Origin of the sequence: Fonticella tunisiensis (assembly GCF_004364155.1) — a bacterium.
Lineage (GTDB): Bacteria > Bacillota > Clostridia > Clostridiales > Caloramatoraceae > Fonticella > Fonticella tunisiensis.
The window spans coordinates 49083-64827 of the sequence record NZ_SOAZ01000007.1; the positions used below are offsets into that span (position 1 = coordinate 49083).

A 15745-nucleotide genomic window follows, 5' to 3' on the forward strand; every position below is an offset into this window, starting at 1 on the left:
AAAAGCAGAAAATATCTACAGGCCGACGCTGCGATAAAAAATATATTTCATTCACCAGCACGCTTAGCAAAGAAGTTCTAAGGCTTGAGATTTGAAAAATCAAGAACTTTCGTTAAACTCGCTTCTCTCAAACAAACGAAAGTTCTAGGATTTTTCTGCATCCCTTCGCCTAGAACTTCTAGTTGCACGCCTAATGTGAATTTCATATATTTTTTATCTCCGCTTAGGTACTGCAAAACGTTAAGGTAAATACAAAAGCTTTCTTGGCTTAAATTTAGATTATTACTATTGAAACTGTTTTCATAATCTTGTGGTGAATTTTGTTTCATGCCGAGCGAGTTTTGTTGTTTATAAAGAACTAGCACAACAATTTCTATTTATGTATAACTATGATAATTTTCATATATATAACAAAATAGAAATTCCCTCTTCATTTTTTAGCAAATCTATTTCTAATCATAATAATAATGCATAATATTAAAGGAATACCTATCTGAAATGGCAGATGGAGATAAATCGGAACTAATTTTAATCCTATCTCAAGGTGTTCAGGTACGTTGCTTGCAATGTTTAGGGAGGCTACAAAAACGGTTATACCTACAAAGATAATAATAAATCTTTTTTTTATATTCAATATATCCTGCATTCCACATATGGCTGCAAAAGTAAAAACTGCAATTTTAAAGAATCCTCCAACTATCAACAAAGTAATTGCAATGGAGTCCAGCCTTTGAATAAAGTTACCTATGCTCACCTTGCCCAAACTTTTCAATAGGGGAAAGGTTGCATTTTCAATAATTGTCGGACCGAGAATGCTGATGTTTAATGCGATTATAGAACTTAAAATCAATCCACTCAGCATTATGGCTGCTTCTCCAACTTTTAACACCTTCCCAGGGCTGCCTAAATTCGAGAAAAACATCATAAAAACCACAGTTTCCCCGAAGGGAAATGTCAGCGTTACAGGAAATGCTGTTGTTAAAACAGGCTTCCATCCCTGCTCAAGAATAGGCAGGAGGTTTTCTCCCTTTGGCAAGCCTGCTGCAAATGCTAATAAAGGGAAAAGAAATCCAAGAAACATAAAAACAACGAAAAAAATTTCTCCTGACCTTCCCAGCACCTCAATACCTAGATAACTGCCATATGCAACAACCAGCATGATAAATAAATTCGCTGCAGCAATAGGTGTTTCCGGAAGTGCAGTAGTTACAAGCAGCTCCCCAAAGTCCCTTAAAACTCTTGCAGCTATATACATGAAATAAAATATATATAAAAGTGCCAATGCCTTGCCCGGTATCTTTCCCAAGCTCCTTTGCAGTAAAATAGAAAAGGAAAGCTCAGGATAATTTTTATAAATATAATGATAACTCAAAAATAGGAAGCTGCCGCCAACCATTCCAAGAAGGATTGCCAGCCAGGCATCCTGCTTTGCTTTTGTCCCTACCCCTATAACAATTGCGCTGCCTAATTCAAATAAAACCATAAGTGAAAAAAGCTGAGATGAAGTAATCTTTGGTTTATGTGTCATAAATAGCCCTACCTCCATTCAGCGTCGAAGCTATCCAGTAAAAATGATGGATGAAGACAATCTTTGATTAATACATATAAAACCAGGTAGTTATATCCTATTTGGCAGCATAGACCATAGAAAATGCTTCCCTTTAAGCAATTATTGCTATGACAACAGGAGTTATCTGCTTCATTCTAATTTACTTCTTACTTTTTGTCTGCTCGGGTGAGTTGGTTATGGTACCTGTTCGCCTGATTTTTGCATCTACGCTGACATCTACAGATAGCCTTTCGAATTCTTCATTCCATTTTTCCTTTAACTCCTTCCAAGCCTTTGGGTTTTCTCTGCGGATGGTTTCTCCGAACCCAAATATATCGCTTCCCAAATTCTGTGCCTTTCCTATGGCCAATTTCTTTTTCTCTTTTACAACCTCCTCTAAAGCATCTTCTATTTGCCTGATGTTTTCAGGTTTTGTTAAGTCTAAATCACATTCCGATTCCCCTATATTTCCCTCCATACTGAGCTCCACCTTTGCCTTCGGCTTTCCATTTTCTATCTTACCCTTTATATTGGATTTTGTTCGTAAAACCTCAACACTTAATTTACCGCCCCCGGGACATTCTACGGTTGTAATTGTGCTCTTAACATTCCCCATAACATAGTTATATCCCAAACTCTCTTCCTCGCTAAGCCAGCCAACCAGCCTATCCTTCTTAAATACAGCTAAATTACCAATTCTCTGAATAGATGAAAGCTTGGAGCTTTTCAAGTTTTCAAGAGTCATTCCTGTGTCCGCATTTCCTGATAATGTTATTCCAGTAAGAACTGGATTTTTACCGTCACTTGTAAAATCATTAGTTAGTTCGTCTAGCTTCACTGCGTGTGTGGATGACCATGATTTTTCTGATATCTCAAGGCCCTGGGCAATTTTATTGGCTGGTATTTTTTCCAGTTGAGTCAATACTTTCAATACTGATTCTGCTTTCGTATTTTTAGCTGCTAATATATAAAAATCTATTCGGAACTCTGAATCCCTTGAAAGAAAATCTATTATTTTTGCAATCCCATCCCTTGCTAATTCTTCTCCCAGTACAACGACTCTAATATGAGATAAATAAACCCTTCTTGGAGATTCAAGGGTTATGCGGCGCAGCGCCTCAAAAACCGTTTTTCCTGTAGCGCTAAAAATCACAACAGGAGAACGCTGACCAGTTCCTTTTTCTGCAGAGATTTCGCTGGGATTTATTACCTCAACCGTGACCTGGTACCCATCGCCACTCTTATCAATACCTATTGCCGATGCAATGGCAAGCTCATTTAATTCTCTCTTGCTCCAGCAGCCGGTAAGAAAATTTGTAAGCATAATTAACGTTATTATTAGAGCCATCCCTTTCTTCATACGTAAAACTTCCTTTATTTAAAGATACCAATCATCATTTCTACTTTCTATTCCCAGGATTTCTCCCTCGTACAGCATCATTGCCTCTAATAAAGTTAGGACGCTTGAAAACCCCAAAGCGAGGCAGACGAACCATTGCATCCTTTTGATCCTGCATTATTAAAGGAGCCATTGGAGACATATAAGGCACTCCAAAGGAGCTAAGGCCGCATAGATGAAGAACCATTGCGATTAAACCAAGGACAATTCCAAATAATCCAAATGTTGAAGCTAATATCAAAAACAAAAATCTGAGAATTCTTATTGACATCGCCATATTGAAGGCCGGAGAAACAAAGTTGCTAATTGCAGTAACAGAAACAACGATAACCATAGCAGGTGAAACAATTCCCGCCCTAACCGCCGCTTCTCCAAGAACCAGTGCCCCTACAATGGAAATAGCCGATCCAACGGCCCTTGGAAGCCTTATTCCTGCCTCACGCAATATTTCAAAGGAGATCTCCATAAGCAAAGCTTCTACGGCTGCAGGAAATGGCACCCCCTCCCTCTGGGCAGCTATGCTTACCAAAAGGGTGGTAGGTATCATTTCCTGATGAAAGGTTGTAGCTGCAACATAAAAAGAAGGTACCAGCAAAGCAAGAAAAAAACACATAAATCTCAATAGACGGATTAGGGTGCTTATATCAAAACGATGATAGTAGTCCTCAGATGCCTGAAAAAACTGTATGAAGACAACGGGAACCAACAAAACGAAGGGAGTGCCATCCACTAAAATCGCAACGCGGCCCTCAAGTATTGCCGATACAACCTTATCCGGACGTTCTGTGTTATATATCGTAGGAAAGAGGCTATAGGGTGCATCTTGAACAAACTCTTCAATATATCCGCTTTCCAGTACTGCATCTATGTCAATGCTGTCCAGGCGCCTGTGTACTTCCTGAACTACCCTGTCACTGGCAACTCCCTTTATATATGCAATAGAAACGTCTGTTTTTGTTCTACGTCCTAATCTCCTTGTTTCTATCCAGAAGTTAGGATCCCTTATTCTTCTTCTTAAAAGCGCCGTGTTAGTTCTTAATGTTTCTGTAAAACCGTCCCTTGGACCCCTTACCACACTTTCTGAGCCTGGTTCCTCGATTCCGCGATCGGTCCATCCCTTCGTGCCAATGGCCATCCCACGCGAAACTCCATTTATAATCACAATGGTATCTCCCGATAGCAGATGGAGGAAAAGTTCATTAAAATCCACGATTTCCTTAACCTCGCCAGCTGGAAGAACTGCCTTTTTTAATACTTGAAGTTCATTTTCCTGCAAAAATACAGTCGAATCCAGCTCCGCTTCTCTTAAATTCAACATCAGGGCTTCAAGTATAAATCTTTGCACAATGTTTTTATCTATTAGACCATCAACATAAACGATGCCTATGTGCATCTGACCGTATTTCCCCGCATAAAATTCCCTGACAACGATATCCGAGCTATTACCAAGGGTTTCCTGGATTCTCTCCAGGTTTTCCTTAAGATCCTGAGTTAATGAATTACCCGAACTTTTTATAACTTCATTTTTTTGATTCGAATTAGGCTGTTTTTTCTTATAAGAAAGCTTTTTATAACTCATAATAAAAACACCTGCATTTGTTTTTTATAGTTTTTACTGATACTTTGATATTTATTCAAAAATAAGTGATCTGGAAATCTCTGAAAAAGTACATGCTTCAGATTGGACATATGTAATATATCAGATATAAAAAGCAGAATTTTTATGTTGATTTTCAATCCCCTCTCTCCACATTGCCGAGGAGTAATATAATCTATTATTTTCCGTTATTCCAGGATTCAAGGTAAATCCAGCGGCTCTACTTTTTGCTGTCGAATTTATTTTTGCTTTAATACAATTTGATAACTTCTATTTTTCGTACAGTCCCCTTGAAAAACCCTCTAAAATATTGTATAAATTTTGTATACTGACCAGTCAGTTTAGAATAAGGAGGAATTTTTATGACGCTACTTCAAATTCCCAAGGATGAGCTTAAAACATTATGGAATAACAAAATTAAAATAGTGGCCATAGTTGCTATAATAGCAATTCCGTTATTATATAGTTTTCTATATTTAAAGGCCTATTGGGACCCATACGGAAATCTTAAAGACTACCACATAGCTGTGGTCAATATGGATAAAGGTGCTGTCATGGAGGATAAAACTGAAAACTTCGGTAAAGACATTATTGATAAACTTAAAGAAAGGCAGGATATTGGCTTCGAATTTGTAGACAGTAAAACCGCCCAGGCTGGTCTTGAAAATGGCAAATATTTTGCCGTCATTGAGATACCAGAGGATTTTTCCAAAAGGATTGTTAGTGCCAAGGATGGAAATGTAGTATATCCTTCCATTAATTATTATTCAAACAATAAGAAGAATTATATAGGAACTAAGATTTCAGACAGTATTAAAGATCAGATATTAAAGGAAGTAAGGGAAAGTATATCAAAACAGTACGGAGAGATTGCTTTTAGCACCATAAATGACCTGAAAGATGGTTTAAAGGATGCATCCTCTGGAAGTGACAAGCTTCTAGAGGGAAGTAATACGCTTCATAATGGAATTGAGACTCTCTCAAAGGGATTAAAAGATTTTGAGAGCCAGGTTCCTGGCCTTCAAAGTGGCACTTCATCCCTCTCTGAAGGAGCAGACAGCTTAAATAAAGGGTTAAATGAGTTCAATTTAAAGCTTCCTGCCTTATCGGATGCAATTGATCAGCTTCATAGTGGGGCCGATTCCCTTAATGAAGGGTTATCGTCCACAAATGAAGGAGCCACCCATCTTGTTGAAAAGGCAAAAAGCTTAAAAGATGGAGGCTCTGCTTTAATCAATAACTATGAAAATAATTTACTTCCTGGATACTTACAGCTGTCCCAGGGTCTTAAGTACGAAGCAGATAATTTAAATGCTGGAGCGCTTCAGGTTCAAGCGGGAGTAAACTCTCTGATTTCATCAGTTGTCCAGACTCAAGCTGCCCTGGATGAGGCTCAGAAGTATCTGCAGTTATATTTAAAATCTCCCGGCGGAGCCCAAGCTATGGCTGATCCAAATATGCAGGCTTTTTTATCAGTCATGCAAAATATATCAAACAGCAATAGTGACGATAAGATAAAGGACCTTCAAAATGAGTTAGATGATTTGATTAAGGGAACTTCAAATTTATCAAACCAGCTTGATATGAACAGGGCTGACTCTGCAGTATCAACCTATTATGCAGGGCTTAAGGATTTAAAAGTAAAGGGCATTTTACCATATACCTTTGGAGTTAACCAATATGTAGATGGTGTTAACAAACTTGCCTCTGGTATTGGTACTCTTTCGCAGGGGGCCTCAAGGTTAGCATCCGGGTTAGACAGTCTAAATGAGAATATGTTCTCCCTGTTAGACGCATCAAACAGTTTATATACCGGCTCATCCATCTTAAGTAAAGGTATCCATGAATTAACCTCCAAAATGCCCTCTTTAGCCTCAGGGGTAGGGCAGTTGTCTCAGGGTTCGCAGGATCTTACCCGGGGCATAAGCACTCTGAGGGATGGTATAAAGGAGCTTAATTACGGTTTAAAGGATGGGGTAAAGAATGTTGAGAACAATATTAAGTCCTCAAGCAAGGACCTGGGAGAATTTATAGGAAATCCCGTAAAGGTATCCGAAACTAATGTAAACCCTGTAGATAACTACGGTTCAGGCCTTGCGCCATATTTTCTCCCCATATCCTTGTGGTTGGGTGCAGTGTTTATGCTTCTTATAATTAAAATTAAAAACGAAAACTATAAAACCTTAAACAACCTGCAATTAACAATTGGAAAATATATCCTCTATGCTCTTATAGGTATTATACAAGCTGTTTTATTGGGAGGAATAGTTTTATTACTCGGGATAAAGCCCTCAAATTTACCGCTACTTTTTGCCTTCCTGATGTTAATGGCCCTGTCCTTTGATTCCATAATATACTGCTTCATAAGCCTGTTTGGGCTGGCCGGGGAAGGAATAGCCGTAATACTTCTGGTTCTACAGCTTTGTTCAGATGCAGGTACCTTCCCAATAGAAACTCTGCCCCAATTCTTCCAGAATATAAGTCCCTATCTGCCATTTACCTATGCCGTTGAGGCAATAAGGGAAATACTCTTTGCTAGTACATTAAATGCCTCAATAATAGTTAAGGACTCGGTAATTACAATGCTCTTTGGATTGGTGTTTATGGTTATAAATATTATTTTCATAAGAAAAGGTGAAGCGATAAATAAATCTATAGAAGACAGGCTTGCCGCATAATGATATTTTAAAGGGTGACTCCTATTGAAGAAGTCACCCTTTATATGTTTATTGTTAAACGTCAAAATAAAACATGTTAATTTTACATGAAAACAGCATGGATATTTTTTCTCCCTTTGGCCGTGCCCGGCACCTTTATTTATGTATTAAAATTTCTTATATAACTATCCTATACTATGCACCAAGATTATATTCAGCTATTATTTCTATAGGTTTTAATTGAGGAAATTCATAATTATCCAGCGGTATATCCTTAAGAACGCCGATAATTTCATGGAAGTTGTTTACAAGATTTAATCCCCTCTCTTCAAGCAAGTGTTCAAGTGAGCGGTTTTCCCATTCAACCCATTTTACATAGCTGGATCGCTCCTTTAGGTAAGCCTCAAACCCATCATATTTACAAGCCTCACTAAGTATTTCATCACAAATATAAAAATTACATACATAGCTTCTATATTTTACTGGTAAAGTGCAGCCTGAACCTGGTTTGATAAATGGGCATGCTCTAAAGAAAATGGACTTATCTTGCACAGCATACTGGTTCGACTGCCTGCTTTCCATATACTTTTTATAGCCTATTTCATCAAAATAACCTTTTGCATGAATATAATAGTTATAAACCTTTACCTCAGGAAGGGTAAGTATTTTGTCAAGTATCTTCAATCCTTCTTCACTTTTTGTCATTTTATGAATATCATGAAGTGTAAACTTTGGAAAATACCAACAGCATCCTCTATCCTTTATGCTGCAAAGACTCTTTCCAAAAACGCTGCTGCAATTGCTGCATGAACTACAAGCATATTGAGGAATATCCTGATCAAATTTTAAATAAATTTTAACCATATTATTCCTCCTGTTCCATATATAAAGATATTTATATATCTTTAATTATAGACGTGTTTACAGTTAGAATATAAATGGTAAAAATAGTAATATTACATCAAAAAGAAGCCCTATGTTGAGTATAATGTCAAAAATGTTTTAATATCTTAATGCTATTTCATAATTTATCTACTTTTTCATAGGTATATGATTTTGTCAATTAATGATATTATTTTACTTAAAATGAATTTTGCTTCCCAAAACCGCTACAAACTGGTTGAATGGAGCAAACTCTCCTTTATTCCACCTTAAATATGTCTCAACAAACCCCAATGTATCCGCATTAGATCTTCCTATAACCCTTTGTACTGCAATAAGTTCATATACTTCATCCCTCTGAATATCAATCGGATACAATCCCCCAATAGAAAGCACCCATCCCACAAAGGGGGCTTTTAGCCTGCCATTTTCGTTATAACTCTCTGCAAGATTCTTTCTTTCATGACAGGATATGTCTATCGTGTATTTCTTATTTAGATTTTTACTTACGATATCTACCTTATAGTAATCCCTGTATATTACATTATACTTATACTCTTCATTAAATTTTTCAAAGTCAAAGAGTTTCTCCCACCTGTTATTTAGAAAGGAAAATACATAGTTGAAAGTAAATCCACCACTTCCTCCGGAGTCTATGCTTATTAAAATGTCATCAACCTTATCCCCTGTAAAATCTCCAAGAAAAAGGGTTGGTCTATAGCCTGCATTTATATTTAGAGGTATTTTGATATAGGCATTGGTTTTGGTATCGTACAATGCAATTGCTATGTTATTCGAAAATGCGCTTTCCTCACCGTAAGGTTTGTCCCCTACAATGTAAACATCTTCAATTATCCCGTCTCCATTTATATCTCCCTGCTTAAAGTCAAGTATATAGTAACCTCTCCCATTAAAATACATCATCTGCCTGAGGTTGTGGAAAGGATAGTGCATATATTCCACCTTCAAATAACATCCTATACTTATATAATATGCTGCATCTTAAAATATGGGCTTACTAATATGGCAGAGGTTTCACATTACAAAAAGAATTCATACATGCCGTATTTCACATCATTGAACAGATCTGTGTCATCTGTAAGAATTACTTCAATATTAAGGGGTTTTGTTATATCCTCAAGGGCTAAAAGTACATCCTGCTTTTCAACGTATATTGTTTTTGGAATAATCTTTAAATTTTCCATTGTCTCTATAAATTTGTCCTGTATCTTTTCCAAATATTCGTCCTTTGTTGATATGTCAAAACCTATAACCTGGCCTGTTTGGCCTTCAATTACAACGACAACAGCGGGGTAATATGGCCTGTCACCTTCTGCCACAGGTTGAGGGGAGTAAAACCAATCCACTGCCCACAAACCTTGTTTTGATTTTGCCTGTTTCTTTAATCTCTTTAATTTAATTTCGTTATCATATATTGGAACCATCACAGGTTTTCCTTCAACCTTTAACTCTATGATTTCATTTTTCCAAGTTAAATTTCCATTATTTTCTTCAGGCACTCTAATTAAACACTCTGTTTCATTATTCATAAGAAAATGCGGATTGTCTTTACACTCCAGTGCAACTTCCATCGCCTGATGAAGTATAACCGTCAAGAATCTTACCTGATAGGAGTTTAAAAACCATGGGAAGTATCCCGGCTCAAAGGTTCTAAATGCTGGCCATTCATTTTTACCTCTAAATTTATATCCAATATCCTTTATTACCTTTAAATCCTGTTTATCAAGGTATTCCCTGTTTTCAAAGGATGCCATGAGGCACTTTTGCACATGCATGGCCTCCGGGTTTCCTTCGTACATCCCGCTCTGAATTGCTAAATAGCTATCCAGTCCCTCGGAACCAATATATGCAGCAAGGGCATATACCTGCCCAAGTTCCCCCATTATGGAGCAGTAAGCAACCTCCCCATCTTCAGGGTTTTTAACAGCAAATAGATCGGCACTGCTCATCCAGTTCCAGGGCTTTAAAGTTTTAAATTCCATTGCTGCATCATACAACTTTCTCCACTCATCGCTTAATACCTTAGGAATATCCATGTTAACTCATCCTTCCATTTTTATTATATTTACCATTATTTACATTTAGCAAATAGATTATACCATGTTAAATTAACGTGATGTGCTGGTTATTGAAGGGTTTCATAACCTAACTATAGTTTTCAACAAACCAATCAATTAGCTTCCTTGCAGCACTTCCTTTAGCAGGTATGCAGGGAAGTTCATCTGCCCTATACCATCCTGCATCGCTTATTTCAACTCCATCTACTTCAATTTCTCCGCCGTCATATTCTGCTGTAAAGGCAACCATAAAGGAATTTGGAAAGGGCCATGGCTGACTTCCAAAGTATTTTATATTTTTAACTCTTATTCCCACTTCCTCTGCAACTTCCCTTCTTACACAGTCTTCAAACACTTCGCCGTATTCCAAAAATCCAGCTATTACGCTGTACATGTTTGAAGAAAAATTTCTATTGTGGGCAAGCAATATCTGATCATCCTTGACAATTGCCACTATTATCGCTGGGGAGATGCTGGGGTATGTAGTAAACCCACAGTTTGGGCATATTTTTGCCCTTTCATCGGATTTTCTTTCATTCAGGCTGCCGCACCTTCCGCAGTATTTATGTGTTCTATCCCAGTTTATTATCTGCATTGCCCTGCTGCATACCGAGAAAGTTTGCTGATCTAATATACTTAAAAGAAATCTTGGTTCCTTAAATACAAATTTTCCATATTCAGCATTTCCTCCTGATGCATCTGCCGCAAAGCATTTTATACTATCGAAGGTTCCAATATACTCACTTTCTGTATACTCAATATTAAGCTTACAAACATCTTCGTAATTTGGAAACACTACTTTACTATCTATAATTTTAACAAGTATCTTATCTCCATTTAAAATAAACCACATGTCTTCACTATTTTTATTTAAATCAGGATTAAAACCAGGTACAAATCTTAAGTAATCGCCGCTTTCAATCATAAAAACTCCCCCTCGTATTAAATATTCTTATGGGAATCATTCCCTGTACTACAAAATTTTTTCATATCTATTCTACCATCTTCTTTAAAAGTTACCCCTTTTCTCGAGAAAAACTCTCTGGATATCGATACTTCCAAATTCATGACATGGACTAAGTTCAAAAACTATTCAAAATGTTTCCCTTAGTATATAGTAATAATCTTATAATAACTATTATATCAGACTTATCCTTCATGAAAACAACACAATAATAAAAATACATTTTAGTTAAAAAATTCATCTTCATAAATATTCCTTCCATATTTGTAGAAAATATATATATATGATAGTGAGATTTTTAGCATATGGATTTGCAGGCTGGTGCATTGAAATATTATGGACAGGGCTCGGCTCCCTTCTAAGTGGGGATATAAACTTAACGGGATATACTTATCTATGGATGTTTCCAATATATGGGCTTGGGATTTGTCTGGAACCTGTTCATGATAGAGTACGGAATTTGCCGGTTTTCATAAGGGGAGGTGTCTACACCATAATAATTTTGATTATTGAATACTCAACCGGCGCCCTTCTGAGAGAATTACTTGGGGCCTGCCCCTGGGATTACAGCGGCACCCCCTTTTCTGTAAACGGTCTTATAAGGCTGGATTATGCACCGGCATGGTTTGTTACTGGGCTGCTTTTTGAAAAGTTTCACGACGCATTGATTTCCATGCAGTATTTAAGAAGAATATAAGTTCCTGCAACACCCAGCTTTTTAATTTAACTTGTTGTGTCAGTTCCTTTACAAACAAGCTAAGATAAAAAATATATGAATTTCACATTTTCAAATCCCGAGCCTTAGAACTTCTTTGCGCAAGCGTAGTTGTGAGAGCAATATATTTTTATCACAGCGTCTTTTGAAAATAAAACTAGCTCCGTATGAAACAAAATTCACCACAATATTATGAAAACAGTTTCTAAATTAATCTGTCGTTCCAGTTCAAGAACTAAGCGGAGATAAAAAATATATGAAATTCACATAAAGCGGGCAACTAGAAGTTCTTGGCGAAGGGATGCAGAAAAATCCTAGAACTTTCGTTTGTTTGAGCTGGGCGAGTTTAACGAAAGTTCTTGATTTTCAAATCCCGAGCCTTAGAACTTCTTTGCAAAGCGTGCTGGTGAATGAAATATATTTTTTATCGCAGCGTCGACCTGTAAATTTATCTGCTTTTATTCCAACGGGCTTTTCAGAGTAGCACAACACGTTAATTTAAAATCAGGATTTTTTATTTAAACATTAAGTAATTAAGTAATAAGCTCCGGTTCTGTGTGTTTTACAGAATCAGAGCTTAAAATGTTCACACTGTAATTAGTCTTTATAGAAGTTATTCACTTAAATTCTATCTTTGATAATTGAATACTTCTTTGCTAAATCCTCAATAACGTTCAGGGCCCTGTCCAAATGCTCCTTCTCATGTGTAGCCATTAAGCTTATTCTTATTCTTGATAGCCTCCTTGAAACTGCGGGATACAAAACAGGGTTAACATATATTCCAGCATCATGCAAATCCCTGCACATATTCTTCACTTTCAAATCATCCCCGATTATAATTGGAAAAATGGCTGTCTCAGAATTTCCGATATCAACGCCAATACGAAGCAGCCCTGACTTGAAATACCTTATATTGTCCCACAGCTTTTCCCTAAGTTCCGGCTCCTCTTCAATTACGTTCAAAGCCTCAATTATGGATGCCGTAGATTGTGGTGTCTGTGCAGTAGAAAACATGTAGGATCTTGCATAAAAAGATAAATATGTAATTATCTCCTTAGTGCTGGCTATAAATCCTCCAACTACTCCAACTGCCTTGCTAAAGGTACCTGCAACTATATCCACTTTTCCTTCGATGTTAAAATGCTCGGGAGTTCCTCTTCCATTTTTACCTATAACCCCTGTAGCATGGGCCTCATCCACCATCACCAGAGCTCCATAGGCATGGGCAAGCTCCACGATCTTATCCAGATGGGCAATATCTCCATCCATAGAATATACCCCATCAACTATAACAATCTTTGTTCTGTATTTATCCTTTACCTTTTTTAAAACCTTCTCCAGAGAATCCATATTGTTGTGTCTAAAAAACTCAACATTTTTTCCTTTACATCCATCAATGACACTTGCATGCACTAACATATCGAGTATTGCAACTCCGCCTTCTCCTAACAGGGCAGATACAGCACCTGCATTTGAACCAAAACCGTTTGTAAATATAATAGCTGATTCGCACCCCTTAAACTTTGCTATTTTCTTTTCTAATTCTGTGTGTAAATCCAGTGTTCCCCCAAGAAGAGGCACACTTCCTGCACCTGTGCCATACTTTTTAATGGCATTTATACCTGCTTCAATTGTTCTTGGATGTTTGGTAAGGTTTAAATAATCGTTAGATGCAAAATATATCATTTCCTTTTCCTGTTTGGTCCACGGGTCAATAACCTTTATTACTGGCCCTGAGCCGCTTGTGCTTACTCTTTTGTAATTTAGATGCTTAAGCCTGTATGTGTCCTCGTAATACTCATAAAACTTGCGGCAAAGCTTATCAATACCTTCATCTCCCTTATTCAAAAAATCTGCAAGTGTATATTTTGTTGAATCCATCATACTTAACCCTCTCCTTTATAAAACTTTTTAACCCCAGTGCTTGTTACATTTAAAACCTCAGTTCCGGCTCCGTTAATACATAAATAAGATTACCACCATAGCTTTAATGCAATTAAATATTATATTTAAACTACAGCCGTGCCTTTTAGCATATTTTATATTTTACTACAACATATAATGTTTTGTAAACGTTTAACAAATAAACCTTTTTATTTCTCTATTTTTATATTATTGAAATAGATTATGCCTTTAATTGAGGTAATAAAAAGATGGTGTCCCAATTGCTTAAAAGACACCATCTTTTAATCTTAAATCTTAATAAAAAGGCAATCAACTTTATATATTTTACTTCATAAGGGCCTTAATATGTGTTACAAGGGGATCTGCAACTGTACCAACGACTATCTGGAAGTTGTTTGAACCCATTTTTAGAATTCCTGTTGCTCCAAGCTCCTTAAGCCTTAACTCATTAACCTTTGAGGCATCCTTTGCAGTAAGTCTTATTCTTGTCACACATGCATCTATTACACTTATATTTTCCGTTCCACCAACAGCTTCTAGAATTTGTGCTGCTCTCTCCTTAAGTTCCTCATTTCTAAGACCTGAAAGCGCTGCAGATTCCTCCTCCATCCTTCCTGGAGTTGGAAGATCAAATTTCTTAATTACATAAAGGAAGAGGAAATAGTAAATAACAGCAAATATCAAACCTATTAGAATCATAAGTATCGGTTTGCTTGCAATGCCGAAACTTAGAATATAATCAATGAATCCCGCTGAAAATCCAAATCCCAATCTGATTCCAAGGGCTGTTGTTAACGCAAGCGATATGCCTGTCAATACTGCATGTGAAAGATAGAGAACTGGTGCAAGGAACATGAATGTAAATTCTATAGGTTCAGTAATACCTGTTAAAAATGACGTAAATGCAACGCCAAGGAGCATACCTGCAACTGCTTTTCTCTGTTCCTTCCTGGCGGCTGAAATCATAGCAATGCAGGCTGCCGGAAGTGCAAACATCATTATCGGGAAGAAACCAGTCATGAATATTCCAGCCGTTGGGTCCTTTGCAAAGAACCTTGTAAGGTCTCCAGTTACAACCTTACCTGCAGCGTTTGTAAATTCACCAAACTGGAACCATACAAATGAGTTAATTACATGATGAAGGCCAAATGGGATTAAAAGCCTGTTTAGAAATCCAAATAGTCCTGCACCTGCTGCCCCTGAATTGGCAATGGCATTCCCAAATGAGCTAATTCCATTTTGAATGAGAGGCCATATATATCCAGCAAGTACTCCTATTATAAGTGTATAGAAGGACGTGATGATTGGAACAAATCGTTTTCCTCCAAAGAATCCAAGAAAATCTGGAACCCTGATGCTCTTATATTTGTTATATAAATAACCTGATAAAACACCTACTATGATACCTGCCAATACACCCATGTTAATCTTTTCATTGAATGTACCTGCTACCTTTGTTAAAACAAAGTAGCCTACTGCTGCAGCAAGTCCTGCTACCCCATTGTTCTCATCGGCAAAGCCTATTGCAATACCGATGGCAAACAGGAGTGCAAGGTTGCCAAAGATTGCGTCTCCTGCAGCAAACATCCATTTAATATTAAATACGTCGTCAGCCCCAAGCCTTAAAAGCAAAGCTGCAGCAGGGAGAACCGCAACTGGAGTCATAAGTGCTTTTCCCAACCTTTGAAGTTGAGATAAAAACTTGTTGTTCATAGAACCCCTCCTAAAAATTAAATTTTTTATCTGATATTTCTATCAGATTTTTAACTACCAACATAAAATATTTTAGAAAACAAAAAGAGCTAAAAGGTTACCCCTTAAACTTTTTCCCGCTTAAGATACACACCGATAACCTATTAATATGTTTGAAATTTACGTTTTTATTTAATATATATGAAAATGCTTTAAACATTATTACAGCAATTGAATAAAATGAACTCTTCAAACAAGCATTAATGTTTAAAAATTTTCAATATACAAAATGAATTGTAATACAGAA

The 15745-nt window shown here is 36.9% G+C and carries 11 protein-coding genes; 2 read left to right on the plus strand and 9 right to left on the minus strand.

Features of this window, described 5'->3' with window-relative positions:
• Positions 1–430: 430 nt before the first annotated feature.
• The 3 genes from EDD71_RS05710 to EDD71_RS05720 all read right to left on the minus strand — a co-directional run bounded on the left by EDD71_RS05710 (position 431) and on the right by EDD71_RS05720 (position 4527).
• Positions 431–1528 (minus strand): GerAB/ArcD/ProY family transporter, encoded by a 1098-nt coding sequence (locus tag EDD71_RS05710; protein ID WP_133627791.1) that lies wholly within the window; start codon positions 1526–1528, stop codon positions 431–433.
• A 181-nt stretch (positions 1529–1709) separates the two neighbouring features.
• Positions 1710–2909 (minus strand): Ger(x)C family spore germination protein, encoded by a 1200-nt coding sequence (locus EDD71_RS05715; protein ID WP_207669289.1) that lies wholly within the window; start codon positions 2907–2909, stop codon positions 1710–1712.
• Between the two features lie 40 nt (positions 2910–2949).
• Positions 2950–4527, minus strand: coding sequence for a spore germination protein (locus EDD71_RS05720; RefSeq protein ID WP_133627792.1), 1578 nt, complete (start codon positions 4525–4527; stop codon positions 2950–2952).
• Between the two features lie 380 nt (positions 4528–4907).
• Between EDD71_RS05720 and EDD71_RS05725 the strand changes: the two genes are divergently transcribed.
• A complete protein-coding gene (locus EDD71_RS05725; protein WP_133627793.1) occupies positions 4908–7223 on the plus strand; it encodes a YhgE/Pip domain-containing protein in 2316 nt (771 codons plus the stop codon).
• A gap of 174 nt (positions 7224–7397) precedes the next feature.
• Here EDD71_RS05725 and EDD71_RS05730 read toward each other — a convergent pair whose 3' ends face one another.
• The 4 genes from EDD71_RS05730 to nudC form a co-directional block, all read right to left on the minus strand.
• Positions 7398–8066 (minus strand): hypothetical protein, encoded by a 669-nt coding sequence (locus EDD71_RS05730; protein WP_133627794.1) that lies wholly within the window; start codon positions 8064–8066, stop codon positions 7398–7400.
• Between the two features lie 213 nt (positions 8067–8279).
• Positions 8280–9038 carry a VCBS repeat-containing protein gene (locus EDD71_RS05735; protein ID WP_133627795.1) on the minus strand — a complete coding sequence of 253 codons (759 nt, stop codon included), beginning with the start codon at positions 9036–9038 and terminating at the stop codon, positions 8280–8282.
• A gap of 86 nt (positions 9039–9124) precedes the next feature.
• A complete protein-coding gene (locus tag EDD71_RS05740) occupies positions 9125–10141 on the minus strand; it encodes a DUF7309 domain-containing protein (protein ID WP_133627796.1) in 1017 nt (338 codons plus the stop codon).
• Positions 10142–10250: 109 nt separating this feature from the next.
• Complete coding sequence (gene nudC, locus EDD71_RS05745) at positions 10251–11087, minus strand: NAD(+) diphosphatase (RefSeq protein WP_133627797.1); 837 nt, start codon at positions 11085–11087, stop codon at positions 10251–10253.
• A gap of 322 nt (positions 11088–11409) precedes the next feature.
• On the opposite strand from nudC, the gene EDD71_RS05750 reads away from it, so the two are divergent.
• A complete protein-coding gene (locus EDD71_RS05750) occupies positions 11410–11823 on the plus strand; it encodes a putative ABC transporter permease (protein ID WP_133627798.1) in 414 nt (137 codons plus the stop codon).
• 639 nt (positions 11824–12462) lie between these two features.
• On the opposite strand, the gene EDD71_RS05755 is transcribed toward EDD71_RS05750, so the two are convergent.
• The gene (locus EDD71_RS05755; RefSeq protein WP_133627799.1) at positions 12463–13725 is read right to left on the minus strand and encodes an aminotransferase class I/II-fold pyridoxal phosphate-dependent enzyme; all 1263 of its coding nucleotides are present in this window, start codon (positions 13723–13725) and stop codon (positions 12463–12465) included.
• A gap of 345 nt (positions 13726–14070) precedes the next feature.
• Positions 14071–15459 (minus strand): N-acetylglucosamine-specific PTS transporter subunit IIBC, encoded by a 1389-nt coding sequence (gene nagE, locus EDD71_RS05760; protein ID WP_133627800.1) that lies wholly within the window; start codon positions 15457–15459, stop codon positions 14071–14073.
• Positions 15460–15745: the final 286 nt, after the last annotated feature.

What these genes read in the sequence shown, in the direction of transcription:
- EDD71_RS05710 (WP_133627791.1), bottom strand. Translation starts at nt 1,528, where the DNA reads ATGACACATAAACCAAAGATTACTTCATCTCAGCTTTTTTCACTTATG.
- EDD71_RS05715 (WP_207669289.1), bottom strand. Translation starts at nt 2,909, where the DNA reads ATGAAGAAAGGGATGGCTCTAATAATAACGTTAATTATGCTTACAAAT.
- EDD71_RS05720 (WP_133627792.1), bottom strand. Translation starts at nt 4,527, where the DNA reads ATGAGTTATAAAAAGCTTTCTTATAAGAAAAAACAGCCTAATTCGAAT.
- EDD71_RS05725 (WP_133627793.1), top strand. Translation starts at nt 4,908, where the DNA reads ATGACGCTACTTCAAATTCCCAAGGATGAGCTTAAAACATTATGGAAT.
- EDD71_RS05730 (WP_133627794.1), bottom strand. Translation starts at nt 8,066, where the DNA reads ATGGTTAAAATTTATTTAAAATTTGATCAGGATATTCCTCAATATGCT.
- EDD71_RS05735 (WP_133627795.1), bottom strand. Translation starts at nt 9,038, where the DNA reads ATGCACTATCCTTTCCACAACCTCAGGCAGATGATGTATTTTAATGGG.
- EDD71_RS05740 (WP_133627796.1), bottom strand. Translation starts at nt 10,141, where the DNA reads ATGGATATTCCTAAGGTATTAAGCGATGAGTGGAGAAAGTTGTATGAT.
- nudC (WP_133627797.1), bottom strand. Translation starts at nt 11,087, where the DNA reads ATGATTGAAAGCGGCGATTACTTAAGATTTGTACCTGGTTTTAATCCT.
- EDD71_RS05750 (WP_133627798.1), top strand. Translation starts at nt 11,410, where the DNA reads ATGATAGTGAGATTTTTAGCATATGGATTTGCAGGCTGGTGCATTGAA.
- EDD71_RS05755 (WP_133627799.1), bottom strand. Translation starts at nt 13,725, where the DNA reads ATGATGGATTCAACAAAATATACACTTGCAGATTTTTTGAATAAGGGA.
- nagE (WP_133627800.1), bottom strand. Translation starts at nt 15,459, where the DNA reads ATGAACAACAAGTTTTTATCTCAACTTCAAAGGTTGGGAAAAGCACTT.